This window comes from Prescottella sp. GW823-FHT02E09 (genome assembly GCF_058797375.1).
Map to the genome: position 1 here is coordinate 463,918 of NZ_JBXAJP010000005.1, position 18,079 is coordinate 481,996.

General features: G+C 70.0%; 17 protein-coding genes. 4 read left to right on the forward strand and 13 right to left on the reverse strand.

Annotated features, from left to right (window positions below):
• Positions 1–20: 20 nt before the first annotated feature.
• The 7 genes from AC1RIF_RS15710 to AC1RIF_RS15740 all read right to left on the reverse strand — a co-directional run bounded on the left by AC1RIF_RS15710 (position 21) and on the right by AC1RIF_RS15740 (position 7,126).
• Entirely contained in the window at positions 21–1,052 is a 1,032-nt protein-coding gene (locus tag AC1RIF_RS15710) for a methionine synthase (RefSeq protein WP_492602264.1), read from the reverse strand.
• Positions 1,049–2,137, reverse strand: a complete 1,089-nt coding sequence (mnmA, locus tag AC1RIF_RS15715; protein WP_492602265.1) for a tRNA 2-thiouridine(34) synthase MnmA — start codon at positions 2,135–2,137, stop codon at positions 1,049–1,051. Before mnmA ends, AC1RIF_RS15710 begins: the two co-directional genes overlap by 4 nt.
• Positions 2,138–3,364, reverse strand: coding sequence for a cysteine desulfurase family protein (locus AC1RIF_RS15720; protein WP_492602266.1), 1,227 nt, complete (start codon positions 3,362–3,364; stop codon positions 2,138–2,140).
• Between the two features lie 53 nt (positions 3,365–3,417).
• Positions 3,418–4,251, reverse strand: a complete 834-nt coding sequence (locus AC1RIF_RS15725) for a lysophospholipid acyltransferase family protein (RefSeq protein WP_492602267.1) — start codon at positions 4,249–4,251, stop codon at positions 3,418–3,420.
• Between the two features lie 11 nt (positions 4,252–4,262).
• Positions 4,263–5,102, reverse strand: coding sequence for a GNAT family N-acetyltransferase (locus tag AC1RIF_RS15730; RefSeq protein WP_492602268.1), 840 nt, complete (start codon positions 5,100–5,102; stop codon positions 4,263–4,265).
• Positions 5,103–5,323: 221 nt separating this feature from the next.
• Complete coding sequence (locus AC1RIF_RS15735; protein ID WP_492602269.1) at positions 5,324–6,280, reverse strand: electron transfer flavoprotein subunit alpha/FixB family protein; 957 nt, start codon at positions 6,278–6,280, stop codon at positions 5,324–5,326.
• A 45-nt stretch (positions 6,281–6,325) separates the two neighbouring features.
• Positions 6,326–7,126, reverse strand: coding sequence for an electron transfer flavoprotein subunit beta/FixA family protein (locus tag AC1RIF_RS15740; RefSeq protein ID WP_492602270.1), 801 nt, complete (start codon positions 7,124–7,126; stop codon positions 6,326–6,328).
• A 240-nt stretch (positions 7,127–7,366) separates the two neighbouring features.
• Between AC1RIF_RS15740 and AC1RIF_RS15745 the strand changes: the two genes are divergently transcribed.
• Genes AC1RIF_RS15745 through AC1RIF_RS15755 form a run of 3 tightly spaced genes read left to right on the forward strand, consistent with a single transcriptional unit; the run spans position 7,367 to position 11,018 of the window.
• On the forward strand, positions 7,367–8,191 hold the full coding sequence (locus tag AC1RIF_RS15745; protein WP_492602271.1) for a class I SAM-dependent methyltransferase: 825 nt from the start codon (positions 7,367–7,369) through the stop codon (positions 8,189–8,191).
• Positions 8,188–9,774 carry a 1,4-alpha-glucan branching protein domain-containing protein gene (locus AC1RIF_RS15750; protein ID WP_492602272.1) on the forward strand — a complete coding sequence of 529 codons (1,587 nt, stop codon included), beginning with the start codon at positions 8,188–8,190 and terminating at the stop codon, positions 9,772–9,774. The genes AC1RIF_RS15745 and AC1RIF_RS15750 overlap by 4 nt, the downstream gene beginning before the upstream one ends.
• On the forward strand, positions 9,774–11,018 hold the full coding sequence (locus tag AC1RIF_RS15755) for a glycosyltransferase family 4 protein (RefSeq protein WP_492602273.1): 1,245 nt from the start codon (positions 9,774–9,776) through the stop codon (positions 11,016–11,018). Before AC1RIF_RS15750 ends, AC1RIF_RS15755 begins: the two co-directional genes overlap by 1 nt.
• A gap of 22 nt (positions 11,019–11,040) precedes the next feature.
• Here the strand turns inward: AC1RIF_RS15755 and AC1RIF_RS15760 are convergent, their stop codons facing one another.
• The 3 genes from AC1RIF_RS15760 to ald all read right to left on the reverse strand — a co-directional run bounded on the left by AC1RIF_RS15760 (position 11,041) and on the right by ald (position 13,498).
• Positions 11,041–11,832 carry an acyltransferase gene (locus tag AC1RIF_RS15760; RefSeq protein ID WP_492602274.1) on the reverse strand — a complete coding sequence of 264 codons (792 nt, stop codon included), beginning with the start codon at positions 11,830–11,832 and terminating at the stop codon, positions 11,041–11,043.
• A 53-nt stretch (positions 11,833–11,885) separates the two neighbouring features.
• The gene (locus tag AC1RIF_RS15765; RefSeq protein WP_492602275.1) at positions 11,886–12,227 is read right to left on the reverse strand and encodes a hypothetical protein; all 342 of its coding nucleotides are present in this window, start codon (positions 12,225–12,227) and stop codon (positions 11,886–11,888) included.
• Between the two features lie 146 nt (positions 12,228–12,373).
• Positions 12,374–13,498 (reverse strand): alanine dehydrogenase, encoded by a 1,125-nt coding sequence (gene ald, locus AC1RIF_RS15770; RefSeq protein ID WP_492602276.1) that lies wholly within the window; start codon positions 13,496–13,498, stop codon positions 12,374–12,376.
• 192 nt (positions 13,499–13,690) lie between these two features.
• Between ald and AC1RIF_RS15775 the strand changes: the two genes are divergently transcribed.
• Positions 13,691–14,998 carry an outer membrane protein assembly factor BamB family protein gene (locus tag AC1RIF_RS15775; RefSeq protein ID WP_492602277.1) on the forward strand — a complete coding sequence of 436 codons (1,308 nt, stop codon included), beginning with the start codon at positions 13,691–13,693 and terminating at the stop codon, positions 14,996–14,998.
• Positions 14,999–15,001: 3 nt separating this feature from the next.
• Here the strand turns inward: AC1RIF_RS15775 and AC1RIF_RS15780 are convergent, their stop codons facing one another.
• From AC1RIF_RS15780 to AC1RIF_RS15790, 3 genes are all read right to left on the reverse strand, one after another.
• Positions 15,002–16,159, reverse strand: coding sequence for a THUMP-like domain-containing protein (locus tag AC1RIF_RS15780; protein WP_492602278.1), 1,158 nt, complete (start codon positions 16,157–16,159; stop codon positions 15,002–15,004).
• A gap of 17 nt (positions 16,160–16,176) precedes the next feature.
• The gene (locus tag AC1RIF_RS15785) at positions 16,177–17,160 is read right to left on the reverse strand and encodes a class I SAM-dependent methyltransferase (RefSeq protein ID WP_492602279.1); all 984 of its coding nucleotides are present in this window, start codon (positions 17,158–17,160) and stop codon (positions 16,177–16,179) included.
• 129 nt (positions 17,161–17,289) lie between these two features.
• Positions 17,290–18,069, reverse strand: a complete 780-nt coding sequence (locus AC1RIF_RS15790; RefSeq protein ID WP_492602280.1) for an enoyl-CoA hydratase/isomerase family protein — start codon at positions 18,067–18,069, stop codon at positions 17,290–17,292.
• Positions 18,070–18,079: the final 10 nt, after the last annotated feature.

Sequence of the window (18,079 nt, forward strand, 5' to 3'; positions counted from 1 at the left end):
CGGTCGGCGCGAACACCCGTTCAGCGGGTCTGGTCGGGGTCGGCCCCGTCCGCGAACGCGCGGGTCAGCTCGTTCGCCGACCGCAGTGCGGTGCGCGCCCAATCCAGGCTCGCACCCGCCAGCCCACACGCCGGGGTCACCGTGACGCGGGACGACAACAGCTCGCGCGCGAAGCCCAGGCGATCGAGCAGCCGGGTGGCCGGCTCGGCGAGGTCCCGCCAGCCCGGCGTGCGCTCGGGTGCGGTGGTGGGGACCAGGCCCAGCGCGAGGTCCACGCCGGCATCGAGCAGTTCGCCGATGCCGTCGAGGTCGGCGGTGCGCAGCGTGCTCACGTCCAGGCCCACCATCGACGCACCACTACGATGCAGCAGGCGGAGTGGGGCGCCGGCGGCGCAGCAGTGCACCAGCACCGGCGCACCGATCCGCTCGATCGCCGACTGCAGCAACGCCAGGGCCTCCGGCTCGGGCAGCGCGCGGGGAGCCTGCAGGATCGACACCCCGGACAGCGAACCCTCGAGGACCGCGGGCAGTCCGGGCTCGTCGAACTGGACCACGACCGGGGAACCGAGGCGCCGAACCGTGTCCGCGACATGGGCCGCGACACCCTCCGCGAGCGATTCGGTGAGATCGCGCAACGCCCCCGAATCGGTGAGCACCCGGTGCCCGCCGTGGAGTTCCAGTTGCGACGCGAGCGTCAGCGGTCCGACGGCCTGTACCTTCACCGGCTGCTCGGTGCCCCGGCGTCCCGCCAGCTCCCACGCCTCCTCGAACGCGTCGAGGTCGCGGGCCAGCAGATCACGGGCGGTACGGGTGGCCGCGCCGACCCGTTGCGTGAGGCGGTAGCCGGTGGTGGAGGTGTCGAGCGGCATGTCGACGAGCAGCGCCGCGGCGCGGCCGATCATGTCGGCCCCGATACCGCGGGCCGGGAGCTCCACGAGATGCGGCAGCGCGGACAGCTCCCCCACGACGATCTCGGCGGCCGCCCGCGGATCGGTGCCGGGCCAGGAGCCGACGCCCGTCGCGACGCCGACGGGAATCCGGGCGCCCGTCACGGACGGTCCGCGGAGGTTCCCGAGATGGTGCCGCTGCCGATGACCACGTCACCGTCCTCGTCCGGGCGGTACAGGACGACGGCCTGACCCTTCGCGACACCGGTGAGCGGCTCCGACAATTGCACGACGATGCCGCCGTTCAGTTCTTCGGCCACCGCGCGGGCCGTGCCGCCGTGGGCACGCACCTGCACAACGCACTCGACCGGACCCTCGGGCGCCTGACCGGACGTCCAGATCGGGCGCTCGGCAGCGATGGTCCACACCTTCAGACGCTCGGCCGAGCCGACCCGGACGGTGCCCGTCTCCGGTTCGATCTCCGTCACGTACCGCGGCTGACCGTCCGCCGCCGGACCCTGCACACCGAGGCCCTTGCGCTGGCCGATGGTGAAGCCGTGCACGCCCTCGTGCTGCGCGAGGACCTCACCGGTGTCGGCGTCGACGACCGCGCCGGGACGGATCCCGATCTTGGCGCCCAGGAACGCGCGAGTGTCACCGGACGGAATGAAGCAGATGTCGTGGCTGTCGGGCTTGTTCGCCACGGCCAGGCCGCGCGCGGCGGCCTCCTCGCGGATCTGATCCTTCGGGGTGTCGCCGACCGGGAACATGGCCCGCGACAACTGTTCCGCGGTGAGCACCGCCAGCACGTAGGACTGGTCCTTGTCGGCGTCGACGGCGCGGCGCAGGACGCCGTCCTCGAGGCGCGCGTAGTGGCCCGTCGCGACGGCATCGAAGCCCAACGCGATCGCCCGGTCCGCGAGCGCCGCGAACTTGATCTTCTCGTTGCACCGCAGGCACGGGTTCGGGGTCTCCCCCGCCGCGTACGCCTCCACGAAGTCGTCGATCACGTCTTCCTTGAAGCGGTCCGCGAAATCCCAGACGTAGAAAGGGATTCCGAGCACATCGGCGGCACGCTTGGCGTCGCCCGCGTCCTCCTTGGAGCAGCACCCACGCGACCCGGTCCGCAGTGTGCCCGGCGCCGTCGACAGTGCGAGGTGGACGCCGACCACGTCGTGGCCGGCCGCGACCGCGCGGGCCGCGGCAACCGCGGAGTCCACGCCACCGCTCATAGCTGCCAGTACTCGCATCTAACGATTCCCTCCGTGTGTGCCCCGAACGCCGGCACTCGCCAGTCCGGCGGCGCGGGCACGTTCGATCACCTGCGGCAGCGCCGACAGCAGCGCCTGGACATCCCGCTCGGTCGACGTGTGCCCCAACGAGAAACGCAACGATCCGCGTGCGAGGCGGGGATCGATACCCATCGCCGTCAACACGTGGCTCGCGCTCGCGACACCGGCGGTGCACGCCGAACCCGTGGAGCACTCGACGCCCGCGACGTCGAGCAGCATGAGCAGCGAGTCGCCCTCACAGCCCGGGAAAGTGAAGTGCGCGTTACCCGGAAGCCGTGCGGCACCGGTGGCGCCGTTGAGGATCGCGTCGGGTACCACGCGCCGGACACCGTCGATCAGGCTGTCGCGCAGGGCCGTGACCTCGGCGCCGCGCAGGTCCATGTCCGCGGTCGTGATCTGCAGCGCGGACGCCAGTCCGACGATGGACGCGGTGTCCTGGGTTCCCGAGCGCAGGTCTCGTTCGTGCCCGCCGCCGTGCAGCAGCGGCACGCACGACACCTGCCGGCCCAGCAGCAGGGCTCCGACCCCCTGCGGGCCGCCGAACTTGTGTCCGGCGATGCTCAGCGCGGACAACCCGCTCGCCGCGAAGTCGACCGGCAGATGCGCCGCGGCCTGCACCGCGTCACTGTGGATCGGGACACCGAACTCTGCCGCGACGGCCGCGATCTGCGCGATCGGGTTGATCGTGCCGATCTCGTTGTTGGCCCACATGACGGTCACGAGGGCCGTCTCGTCGGCGTGTACCGACAGCTCGGCCCGCACGACGTCGGGGTCGACGGCACCGTCCGCATCCACCGGCAGCCACGTCACCTGGGCGCCCTCGTGGGCCACGAGCCACTCGACGGCGTCCAGCACGGCGTGGTGTTCGACGGCGCTGGCGAGGATGCGGGTGCGCCGGGGATCGGCGTCGCGGCGAGCCCAGTAGATGCCCTTGACGGCGAGGTTGTCGCTCTCGGTACCACCGGAGGTGAAGATCACCTCGGACGGCCGGGCTCCGAGGCTGGCGGCGATGGACTCGCGGGACTCCTCGATGCGGCGTCGGGCCGATCGACCCGATCCGTGCAGCGACGAGGCATTACCCACCGTGGCGAAGACCTCGGTCATCGCCTCGATCGTCGCCGGATACATGGGTGTGGTCGCGGCGTGGTCGAGGTAGACCGCTGAGCTGGTGGCAGGCGAGATCATGACTCGACCAGGATAACCGTTGACCCGGGCACGTCATGCCGCGGAGACCCCTGTCAGGCAGCACGCACCCGCCGGCGTCCCTCGAGCCGGGCGAGGATGCGGTCCGCGCCCACCGCCGCACCGCGGCGGACCTCGCACTCACACCGCTCGGCGAGGTCCCGGCGGTCGCTGCCCGGGGCCTGCAACGCCCCCAGCGTCACCCGCGCCCGCAGGCCGCGGCTCCTCAGCACCCGGCGCATCGAGGCCGCGATCGAATCGTCGCCCACGAAGCTCGGCCCGGTCGTGTGCTCCCCCGCCCCGTCGACGTATTCCACCAGCACCGGCTGCACGGGCCGCTGTGCGTCGACCGCGGCCTGGAACAGCGCCGGCCGGAACCGACCGAACGCCCGACCACACCACGTGGTCCCTTCCGGGAAGACGATCACGGTGTCGCCCGCGAGCAACCGGTCCCGCGCCGCGGCGACCGTGTCCGGCAGCCCGCGCAGATTGCCCCGCTCGATCGGGATCACCCCGGCCCGTCGGGCCACGCCACCGAGCAGCGGCCAGGACAGAAGGTCGGCCCGCGCCACGAACCGCCCCGGCAGCACCGCCGCGAGCACCAGGACATCGAGCCACGAGACGTGCCCGGCCACCACGAGCGTTCCGCGCGGGACTCGGCCCACAGGTACGGACAGATTGAGGCGAATACCTATGCCGCGCAGAGCTGTTCGAGCAAAGAGCCGATGACACGCGGTCCGCGGACGGGGTGGGAGCAGCCGCACCAGCGGCAGCAGGACCGACGACGCCGCCACTGCCACCAGCGCGATCCAACGTCCGCACGCGAGCGCGACCGAGACCCGATCGGGACGCTGCGGCAGGCAGCCGTCCCCGCAGGGGCTTGTCGGCAACCACGAATCCCTCATGCCGCGGCCTCGATCACCGCCGACGCCCGCCGCAGCCGGTCGAGGTAGCGGGTGTCGGCATCGTGCAGGCTCTGCAGGGCCACGAAGTCGGCGACACCGAAATCCGGGTCGTGCGCGGGTTCACCGCAGATCTTCGCCCCCAGCCGCAGGTAGCCGCGCAGCAGCGGCGGCACCGACGGCCGCAGCGGCGCGGCGATGTCGTCGAGCGGGCGGCCGTCCACCCGGACCGGGCGCAGCGGGCGCGCCCACGTCGACGGGTCCGCGGCGTGGCGGCTCAGCACGAAGTCCCGCACGCCCCGCACGTTCGCACCGGCGACGGCGTCGGGCCGGTCCTGCATCGGCACCGACACGCAGCCCATGACGGTGTCGTGTCCGGTGAGCTGCAGGTAGTGCAGGATCCCCGCCCACATGAGCGCGAGGACCGAGCCCGAACGATGGTCGACGTGCACGCAGGCCCGCCCCATCTCGACTACGCGTCGCCCCGCAGGGTCGATCGCCGACAGGTCGAACTCGGTGGCGGTGTAATAGCCCCCGGCCGCGAGCGCGGCGTCGGGCGGCAGCATCCGATAGCAGCCGACGAAGTCGCCGGAGAAGTTGTCGCGGACGAGGAGATGGTCACAGAAGTCGTCGAACCGGTCGGCGTCGCGGCGCTCGGCCGATTCGGGGAGGACGAAGCCGGGTTCGGCGGCGAACACGCGGTAGCGCAGACGCTGCGCCGCCTCACGATGCTCGCGGTCGGAGGCGACGAGGAGGGAGTAGCGGGATCCGGGAGTCCCGGCGGTCCCCGAGGTCACGGGCGCGGTGTAGACGGTCTCGACGAGTGGCGAAGTTGTCATGCGAGAGGTCTATCGAGCCCGTCCGGCAACCAGGCGTCAGCCGCGTGTCGCGGGAATGCAACTTCGGTGAACGGTCACTGCCGCGCGCGAATTGACGCCGCCCCGCGCGCACGATTGCGCGCGCGGGAGACGAATCCGCGCGCAGCGGGAAACGGACGGGCACAACGCAAGGCCCCCGCCACCGGCGATCGGTGACGGGGGCCTGCGAGCGTGGGCCGGGATCAGCCCTTGTGAGCCTTCACAGCCTCGGTGAGCTGCGGAGCGACGTTGAACAGGTCGCCCACGACGCCGTAGTCCGCGATCTCGAAGATCGGGGCCTCTTCGTCCTTGTTGACCGCGACGATGGTCTTCGAGGTCTGCATGCCGGCGCGGTGCTGGATGGCACCGGAGATGCCGAGCGCGATGTACAGCTGCGGCGAGACCGTCTTACCGGTCTGACCGACCTGGAACTGGCCCGGGTAGTAGCCGGAGTCGACGGCGGCGCGGGAAGCACCGACGGCGGCACCGAGCGAATCGGCAAGCTCCTCGACGACCGAGAACTTGTCGGCCGAGCCGACGCCACGGCCACCCGAGACGACGACCGATGCCTCGGTGAGCTCCGGACGATCGCCACCGACGATCGGCGCACGGGAGACGACCTTGACGGCGCTCTCGTCCTGGGCCGGAACCTCGACGACGACCTGCTCGCCGGCACCGGCCTGCGGCTGGGCCTCGACGGCGCCCGGGCGGACCGAGATGACCGGAACCTCGCCGTTGGCCTTGGCCTCGACGGTGAACGCGCCACCGAAGATCGAGTGGACGGCGCTGCCGTCGGCCTTGACCTCGACGACGTCGGACAGCAGGCCGGAGCCGATGCGGGCTGCCAGGCGACCGGCAACTTCCTTGCCCTCGGTGCTGGCCGCGGTGACGACTGCGGCCGGACCGGCGGTCTCGACCAGGCCGGCGAGGACGTCGACCTTGGGGGTCACGAGGTAGCCGTCGATGTCGTCGGACTCGGCGACATAGATCTTGGCGGCACCGGCGGCGGCCAGCGCGTCGGCCAGCTTCGCGGCGGTACCGGCCGGGCCGGTGACGACGGCGGCCGGCTCACCGAGAGCGCGTGCGGCCGTGATGAGCTCGGTGCTGACCTTCTTGAGTGCACCCTCGGCGTGCTCGACGAGCACGAGTACTTCTGCCATTGCTTACTTCTCCCTGTCTTCTCTGCTGGTCTCGAGGGGGCGCGATCAGATGATCTTCTGGCCCACGAGGTAGGCGGCGATCTTGGAGCCGCCGTCGCCCTCGTCGGTGACGCGCTCGCCAGCGGTGCGGGGGGGCTTGGGGGTGGACGCGGTGACGGTGGTACCGGCGTTCGCGACGCCCACGGTCTCCGGGTCGACGCCGAGGTCGGCCAGGGTCAGGACCTGAACTTCCTTCTTCTTCGCGGCCATGATGCCCTTGAAGGACGGGAAGCGGGGCTCGTTGATCTTCTCGGTGACCGAGACGATGGCCGGAAGACCGGCCTCGAGGCCGAACACGCCCTCATCGGTCTCACGCTCGCCGGTGACCTTGCCGTCGGCCAGGGTCAGCTTGCGCAGCTGCGTGAGCTGCGGCAGGCCCAGGTACTCGGCGATGATGGCCGGGACGGCGCCGATGCGGCCGTCGGTGGCCTCGTTGCCGGCGATGACGAGATCGGCGGCCTCGCCGTTCTCGAAGCTGATCTGGCCGAGGGCCGCAGCGAGGGTCCAGCCGGTCTGGATGGCGTCGGAGCCGTGCAGGGCCGGGTCGTTGACATGGACGGCCTTGTCGGCGCCCATCGACAGAGCCTTGCGGATCGCGTCGGTGGCGCGGTCCGGACCGGCGCACAGCACGGTGACCTCGCCGCCGTCGCGCTCCTTGATGAGGAGTGCTTCTTCGACGGCGCGCTCGTTGATCTCGTCGAGCACTGCGTCGGCGGCCTCGCGGTCAAGCGTGAAGTCGCCGTCGGTGAGCTTGCGCTCGGACCACGTGTCGGGGACCTGCTTGATCAAAACGACGATGTTCGTCATGGGTCTTCGTCGACCTCCTGTGTCTATCTACCTGATGATCGCGAGCGGCTCCGCGAGATGCCGAGCTCTCGTAAGTAATTTCGTTGCACGTTGGCTGTGCGACAGATTACCCCACGTTAAGTTACCCACGGGTAACTTAGGCGAAATCCGGTCTCACCATAACCGCCTACCGGGGGTTTCACTCGTGTGATGTGGACCACCCCGACAACTGCCACTCCGGGTGCCACTAACCTCGCTGGGGTGAGCGAATCCACAGTTGGTTCCACAGCCGAGTCCCTCGAGACCAGTGCGGCGTCCCGCGAAGACGCCGACACCGCCGCGACGCTGCCGTTGACCGGCGAGCGGACCGTGCCCGGAATCCCCGAGGAGAACTACTGGTTCCGACGCCACGAGGTGGTCTACCGAGACCTGCTTCCTCGCTGCGCCGGACGCACCGTCCTCGAGGCCGGATCGGGAGAAGGCTACGGCGCCAACATGATTGCCGACGTAGCACGCAAGGTCACCGGACTCGACTACGACATCTCCGCCGTCGAACACGTGCGTGCGCGGTACCCCCGCGTGGACATGCTGCACGGCAACCTCGCCGAGCTTCCGCTCGCGGACGGCTCCGTCGACACGGTCGTGAACTTTCAGGTGATCGAACACCTCTGGGATCAAGCGCAGTTCCTGCGCGAGTGCCACCGCGTGCTGGCCCCGGGCGGAGAGCTGCTCGTGAGCACTCCCAACCGGATCACGTTCTCCCCCGGCCGCGACACCCCCCTCAATCCGTTCCACACGCGTGAGCTCAACGCCGCCGAGCTCACCGAACTGCTCGTCGAGGCAGGCTTCCGCGTCGAGGTCATGACCGGCGTGCACCACGGGTCTCGATTGCGCGCACTCGATGCCAAGCACGGCGGCTCGTTCATCGACGCCCAGATCGACCGAGCCCTGGCCGGCGAGCCATGGCCCGAGGACCTCACCCGGGACGTCGAGGGCATCGACGTCGGCGACTTCGAATTGCGTGAGGCCGACATCGACGACAGCCTCGACCTCGTCGCCGTCGCGATCAAGGATCCTGTGGCATGACCGGCGCTCAGGGGGGCCGGGCGGACACCGCCCGTGAGCCGGGCATGTTCTGCCTGGTCCTGCACTCGCACCTGCCGTGGCTCGCGAATCACGGCCGCTGGCCGGTGGGCGAGGAATGGCTGTACCAGTCGTGGGCGGCGACGTACCTGCCGGTGACCGGCGTGCTGCGCCGGCTCGCCGCGGAGGGCCGCTCACGCCTGCTGACGCTCGGGATCACCCCGGTGCTCGCGGCCCAGCTCGACGACCCGCACTGCCTCGACGGCATGCACCATTGGCTCGGGAACTGGCAGATCCGCGCGCACGAGGCCGCCGGGATGCCGTCGGCCTCCCACAAGGCGCTCGGCGCGCGCGAGCACCGCGCGTCGGCCGCCGCCCTCGAGGACTTCGAAACCCGTTGGCGCCACGGTGGATCCGCGGTGATTCGCGAACTGATCGACGCCGAGGCGATCGAGCTGCTCGGCGGTCCGCTGGCGCACCCGTTCCAGCCGCTCCTCGACCCCCGCCTGCGCGCGTTCTCACTCTCGGAGGGTCTCGCGGACGCGAAGGCCCGCTGGGATCACACGCCGTCGGGCATCTGGGCGCCCGAGTGCGGCTACACGCCGGGCATGGAAATCGGTTATGCGGCCGCGGGCGTGTCGCACTTCATGGTCGACGGTCCCGCCCTGCGCGGCGACACGTCGGCGGGTCGACCGGTGCGGGACTCCGAGGTGGTGGCGTTCGGCCGCGACCTCGAGGTCAGCTACCGCGTGTGGTCCCCCAAGACCGGATATCCGGGCCACGCCGCGTACCGCGACTTCCACACGTACGACCACGACACCGGACTCAAGCCCGCCCGGGTCACCGGGCGCAGCGTCCCGTCCGACCAGAAGGCCCCGTACGACCCGGCGCTGGCCGCCGCGGCAATCGACAAGCACGTCGAGGACTTCGTCGAGACGGTCCGACGACGGCTGCGCAGCGAGTCCGAGCGCATCGGCCGGGACGCACTGGTCGTCGCCGCGTTCGACACCGAACTGTTCGGACACTGGTGGTTCGAGGGGCCACAGTGGCTCGAGAAGGTGCTGCGCGCGCTGCCCGAGGCCGGGATCGATGTCGGCACCCTCGCCGACGCCCGCGCCCGCGGTTACGTCGGCGAACCCGTGGAGCTGCAGGACTCGTCGTGGGGCTCGGGCAAGGACTGGCGGGTGTGGGCCGGCGACCAGGTGGCCGACCTGGTCCAGCTCAACGCGGAGGTCGTGCAGACCGCACTCGACACCATCGACAAGTCACGCGATTCGAATCCGGGCAGACCGGAACTTCGCAATCGGGTCCACGACCAGATGTTGCGTGAGACGCTGATGGCGGTCTCGAGCGACTGGGCGTTCATGGTCAGCAAGGACTCGGCAGCCGGGTACGCGCGGGACCGGGCCCACAAGCACGCCCACGCGCTGCGGGAGATCGCCGACGCCGTCGCGTCCGGCCGGGACGACGTCGCACGCCGTCTCGCAGACGGATGGAACGCCGCCGACGGCCTGTTCCCCGCCCTCGACGCGCGGCGCCTGCCCGGTCCGCTGACCGATACTGCCGCATTTGCTGGGAGCGTGTGATGAAGATTCTGATCGTGTCGTGGGAGTACCCGCCGGTCGTGGTCGGCGGGTTGGGGCGGCACGTCCATCACCTCGCGACGGAACTGGCCGCCGCCGGCCACGAGGTGGTGGTGCTGTCGCGGCGGCCGTCGGGCACCGATCCGACCACGCACCCGACCGTCACGGAGATCTCCGAGGGCGTCCTGGTGGTCGCCGTCGCCGAGGATCCCCCGCACTTCATCTTCGGCGAGGACATGCTGGCGTGGACGCTCGCGATGGGCCATGCGATGGTCCGCGCCGGGGTCGCACTGTCGAAGGGTGGCATCGGCGAGGGCTGGCAGCCCGACGTCGTGCACGCCCACGACTGGCTGGTGGCGCATCCGGCGATCGCGCTCGCCGAGTTCTACGACGTCCCACTGGTCTCGACGCTGCACGCGTCGGAGGCCGGACGGCACAGCGGCTGGATCTCGGGGCGCATCAACCGTCAGGTCCACTCGGTGGAGTGGTGGCTGGCGAACGAGTCGGACTCGATCATCACGTGCTCGGCGTCGATGGAGGACGAGGTCACCCAGCTGTACGGGCCCGAACTGCCGCCGATCACGGTGATCCGCAACGGCATCGACGTCACCACCTGGAGTTACCGCCCGCGCGCACCGCGGTCGGGACCGGCGACGCTGCTGTACGTCGGACGGCTCGAGTACGAGAAGGGCGTGCAGGACGCGATCGCCGCACTCCCCCGGATCCGGCGCAGCCACCCGGGCACGACGCTCGCCGTCGCCGGCGAGGGAACCCAGTTCGAGTGGCTGCAGCAGCAGGCCCGCACCCACCGGGTGGCACGCTCGGTGACGTTCCTCGGCAACCTCGACCACGAGGAGCTGCTGAGCTGGCTGCACGGCGCCGATGCGATCGTGCTGCCGAGCCGGTACGAGCCGTTCGGGATCATCGCCCTCGAGGCGGCAGCCGCGGGCACACCGTTGATCACGTCGACTGCGGGTGGCCTCGGTGAGGCCGTCGTGGACGGCGTGACCGGGTTGTCGTTCGAGCCGGGAGACGTGGACGGACTGACCTCCGCGGCACGCGAGGTGCTCGATGATCCCGCCGCCGCCCAGACGCGTGCACTGGCCGCTCGCGAGCGGCTGACCGCCGACTTCGACTGGGGCAAGGTGGCCGAGGAGACCGTCCAGGTGTACGCGGCGGCCAAGCGTCGGGTGCGGCATCCTTTGGCGCGCCCGGAGATTCCCGAGCGTCCGCTACCCGGTCGGTAGCGGACGCCCGTTCACCGAACGATCAGGACTGGGCGCCGGCGCCGTTCCCGTTCACCGCGGGGGCGGCGTCGGCGCCGTTCGCGGCAAGCTTCTTGCGGGCGATGTCCTCGAGCGCTGCGATGTACTTCGCACGATCCGCCGCACCGGCCTCCCAGTCGGCCCTCCGGTTCTTGACGGCCTTGGCGGGCGAGCCGACGGCGATGCTGAAGTCGGGGATCTCGCCCTTGACGACCGCGTGCGCACCGAGGACGCAGCCGCGGCCGACGCGCGTGTTCCGCAGCACCGTGACCTTGGCGGCGATCCAGGTGTCCGGCCCGATACGGACCGGACCCTTGACGATGCCCTGATCCTTGATCGGCACGTTGACGTCGTCCATCCGGTGGTCGAAGTCGCAGATGTAGCACCAGTCCGCGACAAGGGTCGACGCGCCGATCTCGATGTCGAGGTAGGTGTTGACGACGTTGTCCTTGCCGAAGACCACCTTGTCGCCGATCTGGAGGGATCCTTCGTGGCAGCGCAGCGCGTTGCCGTCACCGATGTGCACCCACTTGCCGATCTCCAGGCGGGACAGCCCGGGCGTCGAGTGGATCTCCACGTTCTTGCCGAGAAAGACCATGCCGCGGGTGATGATGTGCGGGTTGGCGAGCTTGAACTTCGCCAGGCGGTAGTAGCGGACCAGGTACCACGGCGTGTACGCCTTGTTCGCGATGACCCATTTCAGCGAGGCCACCGTCAGGAAACGTGCCTGCTCACTGTCCCGACGTCGGGATCCGCGCCACCTCGAGCGCAACGGTGCGCCCCACATGCTCGTCATGACACGTAAGCCTACGGACCGACACTGTGCGCCCCGTCACGTGCCCCGCCCGGCTACAGGGCGGCGTGCCTGCTCACGCTCTGACCACCCCACGAGTGACCGCTCCAGCGCGGCTTGACCCACACATGACGGCGCCGGGTGCGCCGACGACGCGCCGACCGAACCCAGTCGTCGTCGTGCGCGACCGCTAACGCCACGATCGCGCCGACGAGCGCGGTGACGAGCATCGCCACCACCGAGGCCATCACCAGTCCGATCGCGCCGGCGATCCCGACGACAAGCATCGAGGTGACGACACGGCCCGCGGCCGGCGATCCGAGAAGGTAGTTGTCGATGTCGGAGGTGCCCGAGGACCCTGATGCGTCGGAGACCCCGGCACCGGGGTCGGCTGACACCGCTTCGGATTCTGTCCGCGTTCCCGGCTGCATGGATCCATTAGACACAATTCCTCACCGCGTGTCGCAGTGGATTCGTATAAACGATCGGCAACGATAATTTCCCCGGCGAATTACATCGATGGCGTTCACGCCAAAGGGACGATTCAGCCACCCAGCGCGGATTCCACCGAGACGAACGGGAGCGAGTGCGCGATCGCGACCGGTTCGTGCGTCACCTGACCCGACCAGGCATTCAGACCCATCGCCAACGCCGGGTCGGCGCGCATCGCTGCGCGCCAACCCCTTTCCGCGATCGCCGAGACAAACGGCAACGTAACATTTACCAACGCACGGGTGGACGTATGGGGAACAATGCTCGGCATATTGGGAACGGCATAAACAATAGAATTGTGAACCATATAGGTGGGCTGGTCGTGGGTCGTGGGGCGCGAGTCCTCGAAGCACCCGCCCTGGTCGATCGCGATGTCCACCAGCACGCTCCCCGACAGCATCCGGGACACCTGCTCGGACGAGACCAACCGCGGCGCGCGGGCACCGTGCACCAGTACCGCGCCGATCACCAGATCCGCGTCGACCAGTGTCTGCTCGAGTTCCGTCCGGGTCGACACGACAGTCGAGATGCGGGCACCGAAGCGGGTGTGCAGCGCCCGTAGCCTCTCGACGTCGCGGTCGAACACTGTCACCCGCGCGCCCATCCCCACCGCGACCGCCGTGGCGTGGGTCCCGGCGCTCCCCGCACCTATGACCACGACGCGGGCAGGGGGAACACCGGGAACCCCGCCGAGGAGGATGCCGCGCCCACAGCCGCCGGCGGTGGACTGCAGCGCATGCGCACCGACCTGGGTGGCGAGCCGTCCGGCGACCTCGCTCATCGGCGCGAGCAGCGGGAGCGAGCCGTCGGCGCGTTCGACAGTCTCGTACGCGATCGCCGTTACTCCGCTCGACAGCAGCGCCTCGGTGCACTCGAGCGACGCCGCGAGGTGCAGATAGGTGAACAGCACCTGGCCCCGTCGCATCAGGCCGAACTCCGGTGCCAGGGGCTCCTTGACCTTCACGATCATGTCGGCCTCGGCCCAGACGTCCTCCGCGCGATCGAGGATCCGGGCGCCCGCCGCGACGAACTCACCGTCGGACATCGACGAACCGTCCCCGGCCCCGCGCTGGACGACGACCTCGTGGCCCTGCGCACGCAGTTCGGTCACCCCGAGCGGGGTCAGCGCGACCCGCAGTTCTCCGCTCTTGATCTCCTTCGGCACACCAATTCTCATGATGCCTCCTCCGACGGACCCACCGGGTCACGGAACTGCAGGGTCCCGAGGTGCGGCCGATCGGGCCGGGAGCGACGCGCGGATCGGGGCCTTCATCGAGGGTCCCACGAAATGCGGCGGGGCGGTTCGGCGACCGCACATCGCGACCGGGATAATCTCTGGTCCGAGCAGATCCCTACCCAAGGAGATGTAATGCGGCGTGCCCTACGGTCGTCGGCGGCGGCGCTGACGGCGATCTCGGCCCTCCTCCTCGCAGGATGCGGCGGGGACTCCGGCACCGCGGACGTCTTCGGTGCGGGCGGCTGGCCGGGAATGCACGCCGACGCACGCAACAGCAACACGAGCCCGGTGACGGGATCCCGGTCGCTCGACTTCCAGTGGTCGCGCCCGCTCGGCGGACTCACCCCCACGAACGCCTCGGCGGCGGCGAACGGACAGGTCTTCCTCACCGCACGCACCGACGAGGGGTGCAACCTCTTCTCGTTCCAGATCGACACGGGCCGCAAGCGCTGGTGCACCCGGATCGGTGCCGGCGCCGCAACCTCGACTCCCGTGGTGGACGCCGCCGCCAACGTCTACATCGGCGACGAGGGTGCGATGAGCTCGTTCGACCAGCGCGGCCAGTTGCGATGGCGCACAACGGTGTCCGGTACGCCGCGCTCCGCGCAGTTCACCGGCGACGGCAACCTGCTGTTCGTCACGCACCTCGGCCAGATCAACGTCCTCGACCCGCAGACCGGCTTCGCTGTGGCGCCGCCGTACGACCTGATCCCGCCGGCGTCGTACACGCAGGGCGCCAACGTCGAGCCCGTTCCGAACGACCAGGGCCTCGACAAGTGCCTCGCCGGCGCGCCCCAGTGCCCGGTCGCGAGCACGCCCGCGATCGACCTGGACAACGGCCGTGTCGTGGTCACCTTCTGGCGCCCCTTCGCCGCACAGGCCGACCTGGTCGCGATGCGCTACACCGGCGGCGAGGATCCGAAGATCGTCGAGGAGTGGTCGACCAGCACGCTGGCGGGCGGCCCCGCCGGCGGCCCGGCCCTGTCTCCGGACGGAAAGACCGTGTACACCAACGACAATGCCGGGCACCTGTGGGCCATCGACGCGGAAACCGGTGAACCGCGGTGGAGTCACGACCTCGGCTACGCGGCCCTGGGCACCCCGTCCACGTCCGCCGACGGCCTGATAATCCCCGCGGGTGGGGAGGAGGGTCGTCTGGTGGCGCTGCGCGACCGCGGCGACCGTGTCGAACTGGCGTGGGAGCGAGCCGATCTGCTCCACCTCGGTGTCCCCGCGCAGACCGCGGGCTCGACCGGGTACACCGTCGTCCGCGACGGCGACGCCGGACTCGCGCTGCTGACGTTCGACACCGAGACCGGAGAGACGCTCGACCAGGACGCCCTGCCGGGCGCCACCGGGTTCACCGTCGGCACCTCGATCGGACCGGACGGCGAGGTGCTCACCCCGACCCTGATCGGGGAGCTGTTCGTCCTGAAGTAGGAGTCAGTCCCGCGCGGCGCACACGAACGCGACGGGTGTCCGGCCGATCCTGGTGAGTACCACCGACATCGGCGTGGTGCCACGCAACTTCAGGCGTGGCCGCAGCACGGCCGGGTCGATGTCGAGGCCACGGACCAGGATCTCCGCCGAACCGCAGTCACGCGCGGCAAGTTCCTGCCGCAACGCCTTCTCGGTGTACTTGAGCCGCGCCAGCACCCGGAAGCCGCGCACGCCGTCGGGCACGCTGTCCCCGGTCAGGTAGGCGATCCGCGGGTCCAACTGCCACAGTGCGTGCCGGGCCGCGTAGTGGCGCACCAGCCCGGACCGCACGACGGCTCCGTCCGGGTCGATGATCCACTCCCCCGGTTCGCGCTCGGGGATGTCGTCGGACTCGGCGTCGGTGATCTCCCAGGCCGTCCCGTCCGAACGCAACACGCTTGCCCGACGCCGCACACCCGGGCCGGCCAACCCCGGCGACCACAGGCACGCCTCGCGCACACCGCCGTCGAGCGAGACCACCTCCACCTCGCCCTCCCAGTCGAGCCGGTCGAAGTCCAACCCCGGCGCGCACTTCACCGCGAGATCCCGCCCGGCGTAGACGTCGAGCAGGTCCGGCAGCGGCGGCATCAGCGCGGCGGGGTCGTGCGTGCGTCGGCCGCCCGAACGTCTTGCAGGGTCGGCGATCACGACGGTGTCGCGGGTACAGGGCCGCAGTGCGTCGGCCCGCACCAGCGTCGCGCCGGGAACGTTGTGGGCCGCCATCGCCAACCGGACAGGGTCGAGGTCGCTGCCGATCACGGTGTCCGCCACCGGCACCAGCGCCGACAGCTCGGCACCGATCGAGCACGTGACGTCGTGGACGCGACGCCCCGCCAGCCGGTCACCGCGGTGCCGCGCCACCGCGATCGGCGTCGCCTGCTGCAACGCGTCGTCGGTGAACAGCCAGGACTCGGCGCCGTCGAGCTTGGCCAGTGCCTTGCGCCGCAACAGCACCGTCTCGATCAGCAGTGCGGCACGGTCACCGAAACGCGCACGCGCCCGGCCGATGTCGGCCAGTCGCGTGCGCGTGGACAGCTCCGATTCCGCGGTCTCCGCCAGCGCCGCAATGCCCTCGGTGCTGCGCAGGTATCCGACGTCGTCGGTCGTGAAGTCGTATCCCAAAGCTCGTTCGGCTCAGTTCAGTCGGTGGCGCCCGGCTTCACGCCGGTGATCATCACGTTGTAGAAGAAGTTGCGCGGGACCACGTGCTGGAGAACCTTGTCGTCCACCCAGCTCAGCGTCTTGAAGCCACCGAACGCGAACTTGGCCCAGCCCCAACCCAGCTTCTCCGGCGGCACGGCGGCCTCGAAGGTGCGGACCGGCCAGCCGAGCAGTGCCGCGGCGAACTCCTCCGTCTTGGCCTTGACCTCGACCGCGCCGGCCGACTTCGCGATGTTCTCGAGGTCGGTGGGATCGAACGTGTGCAGGTCGACGACGGCCTCGAGCGCAGCAGCGCGCGACGACTCGTCCAGCTCGGCCTGCGGACGGCGCCAGTCGGACAGGAACGGCAGCTTGGTGACGTTGGTGGTGGCCGCCCACGTCGCGCGCCCGAGCCAGCGGGCGTAGAAATTGCCGACCGTGCTGGGCTCACCGGCGAAGACGAAACGGCCACCCGGCTTGAGCACACGCAGCACCTCGCGCAGCGACTGCTCGACGTCCGGGATGTGATGCAGGACCGCATGTCCGACGACGAGGTCGAAGGTGTCGTCCTCGTACGGGATGGTCTCGGCATCGGCGACACGGCCGTCGACGGGCAGACCGAGGTGCTCGGCGTTGCGCATCGCGACCTTGACCATGCCCGGGGACAGGTCGGTGACCGAACCGGTCTTCGCGACGCCACCCTGCATGAGGTTGAGCAGGAAGAAGCCCGTTCCGCAGCCCAGTTCCAGCGCCCGTTCGTACGGCAGCGGCTGGTCGCCCGCGACGGCGTCGAACCGGCCCCGCGCGTACTCGATGCAACGCTCGTCGTACGAGATCGACCACTTGTCGTCGTAGGTCTCGGCTTCCCAGTCGTGGTACAGCACCTGGGCGAGCTTCGTGTCCTTCAGCGCAGCCTCGACCTCTTCGGCGGTTGCGTGCGGGTTCGGGGCGGGATCGATCCCGTCGTTCGGGCTTGCAGTCATGCAGAGAATCCTACCCAATGGTAAGGAATGAACAAGTTCTAGTTTTGGGCCCCTCGAGGCCCGATTTGCGCACTTGCCGCTGTTCCGGCCGACCGGAAACGCCGACAAGTGCGCAAATCGCGGTGAGCTCTACTTGCCGGTGAACTTCGCCTTGCCGGGGCCGTTCTCGACGAAGGACTCCATGCCGATCGTGCGGTCCGCGGTCGCGAACAGCGACGCGAACAGGTGCTGCTCGATCTTCAGGCCGGTCGCCAAGTCCGTGTCGAGCCCCTGGTCGATCGCCGCCTTCGCGGCAGCGATCGCACGGCTCGCGGCGCCGGTGAACTGCGACGCCCACTTACGGGCGGCGTTGTACACCTCGTCGGGAGCGACCATCTCGTCGATCAGACCGATCTGCAGGGCCTCCTCGGCGCCGACGAAACGGCCCGTGAAGACCATGTCCTTCGCCTTGGCCGGCCCGACGAGACGCGCCAGGCGCTGCGTGCCGCCGCCGCCGGGGATGATGCCCAGCAGGATCTCCGGGACACCGAGCTTGACGTTGTCACCGGCGATGCGGCGATCGGCACCGAGCGCGACCTCGAGGCCGCCGCCCAGCGCGTATCCGGTGATCGCGGCGACGGTCGGCTTCGGGATGTCGGCGATCGCACCGAGCGCCGACTGCAGATCGGCGATGATCTCGCTCATCTGCACGAAGTCGAGCTCCGCCATTTCCTTGATGTCCGCGCCGGCGGCGAACACCTTCTCGCCGCCGTAGACGATGACGGCCTTGACCTCTGCGTCGACGGTCGCCTGACGGGCCGCGGCCCGAATCTCTTCCTGCACCTGACGGTTCAGCGCGTTCATCGGGGGGCGCGCCAGACGGATCGTGCCGATTCCTTCGGAAACCTCGAGGGTCACAAACTCAGCCATGTGACTGAGG

Excerpts from the sequence above, each read along its gene's own strand:
- AC1RIF_RS15790 (WP_492602280.1), bottom strand. The coding sequence starts at position 18,069 with ATGGCTGAGTTTGTGACCCTCGAGGTTTCCGAAGGAATCGGCACGATC.
- AC1RIF_RS15775 (WP_492602277.1), top strand. The coding sequence starts at position 13,691 with ATGCGGCGTGCCCTACGGTCGTCGGCGGCGGCGCTGACGGCGATCTCG.
- mnmA (WP_492602265.1), bottom strand. The coding sequence starts at position 2,137 with ATGCGAGTACTGGCAGCTATGAGCGGTGGCGTGGACTCCGCGGTTGCC.
- AC1RIF_RS15760 (WP_492602274.1), bottom strand. The coding sequence starts at position 11,832 with ATGACGAGCATGTGGGGCGCACCGTTGCGCTCGAGGTGGCGCGGATCC.
- AC1RIF_RS15755 (WP_492602273.1), top strand. The coding sequence starts at position 9,774 with ATGAAGATTCTGATCGTGTCGTGGGAGTACCCGCCGGTCGTGGTCGGC.
- AC1RIF_RS15785 (WP_492602279.1), bottom strand. The coding sequence starts at position 17,160 with ATGACTGCAAGCCCGAACGACGGGATCGATCCCGCCCCGAACCCGCAC.
- AC1RIF_RS15720 (WP_492602266.1), bottom strand. The coding sequence starts at position 3,364 with ATGATCTCGCCTGCCACCAGCTCAGCGGTCTACCTCGACCACGCCGCG.
- AC1RIF_RS15730 (WP_492602268.1), bottom strand. The coding sequence starts at position 5,102 with ATGACAACTTCGCCACTCGTCGAGACCGTCTACACCGCGCCCGTGACC.
- AC1RIF_RS15750 (WP_492602272.1), top strand. The coding sequence starts at position 8,188 with ATGACCGGCGCTCAGGGGGGCCGGGCGGACACCGCCCGTGAGCCGGGC.
- AC1RIF_RS15740 (WP_492602270.1), bottom strand. The coding sequence starts at position 7,126 with ATGACGAACATCGTCGTTTTGATCAAGCAGGTCCCCGACACGTGGTCC.
- AC1RIF_RS15735 (WP_492602269.1), bottom strand. The coding sequence starts at position 6,280 with ATGGCAGAAGTACTCGTGCTCGTCGAGCACGCCGAGGGTGCACTCAAG.
- ald (WP_492602276.1), bottom strand. The coding sequence starts at position 13,498 with ATGAGAATTGGTGTGCCGAAGGAGATCAAGAGCGGAGAACTGCGGGTC.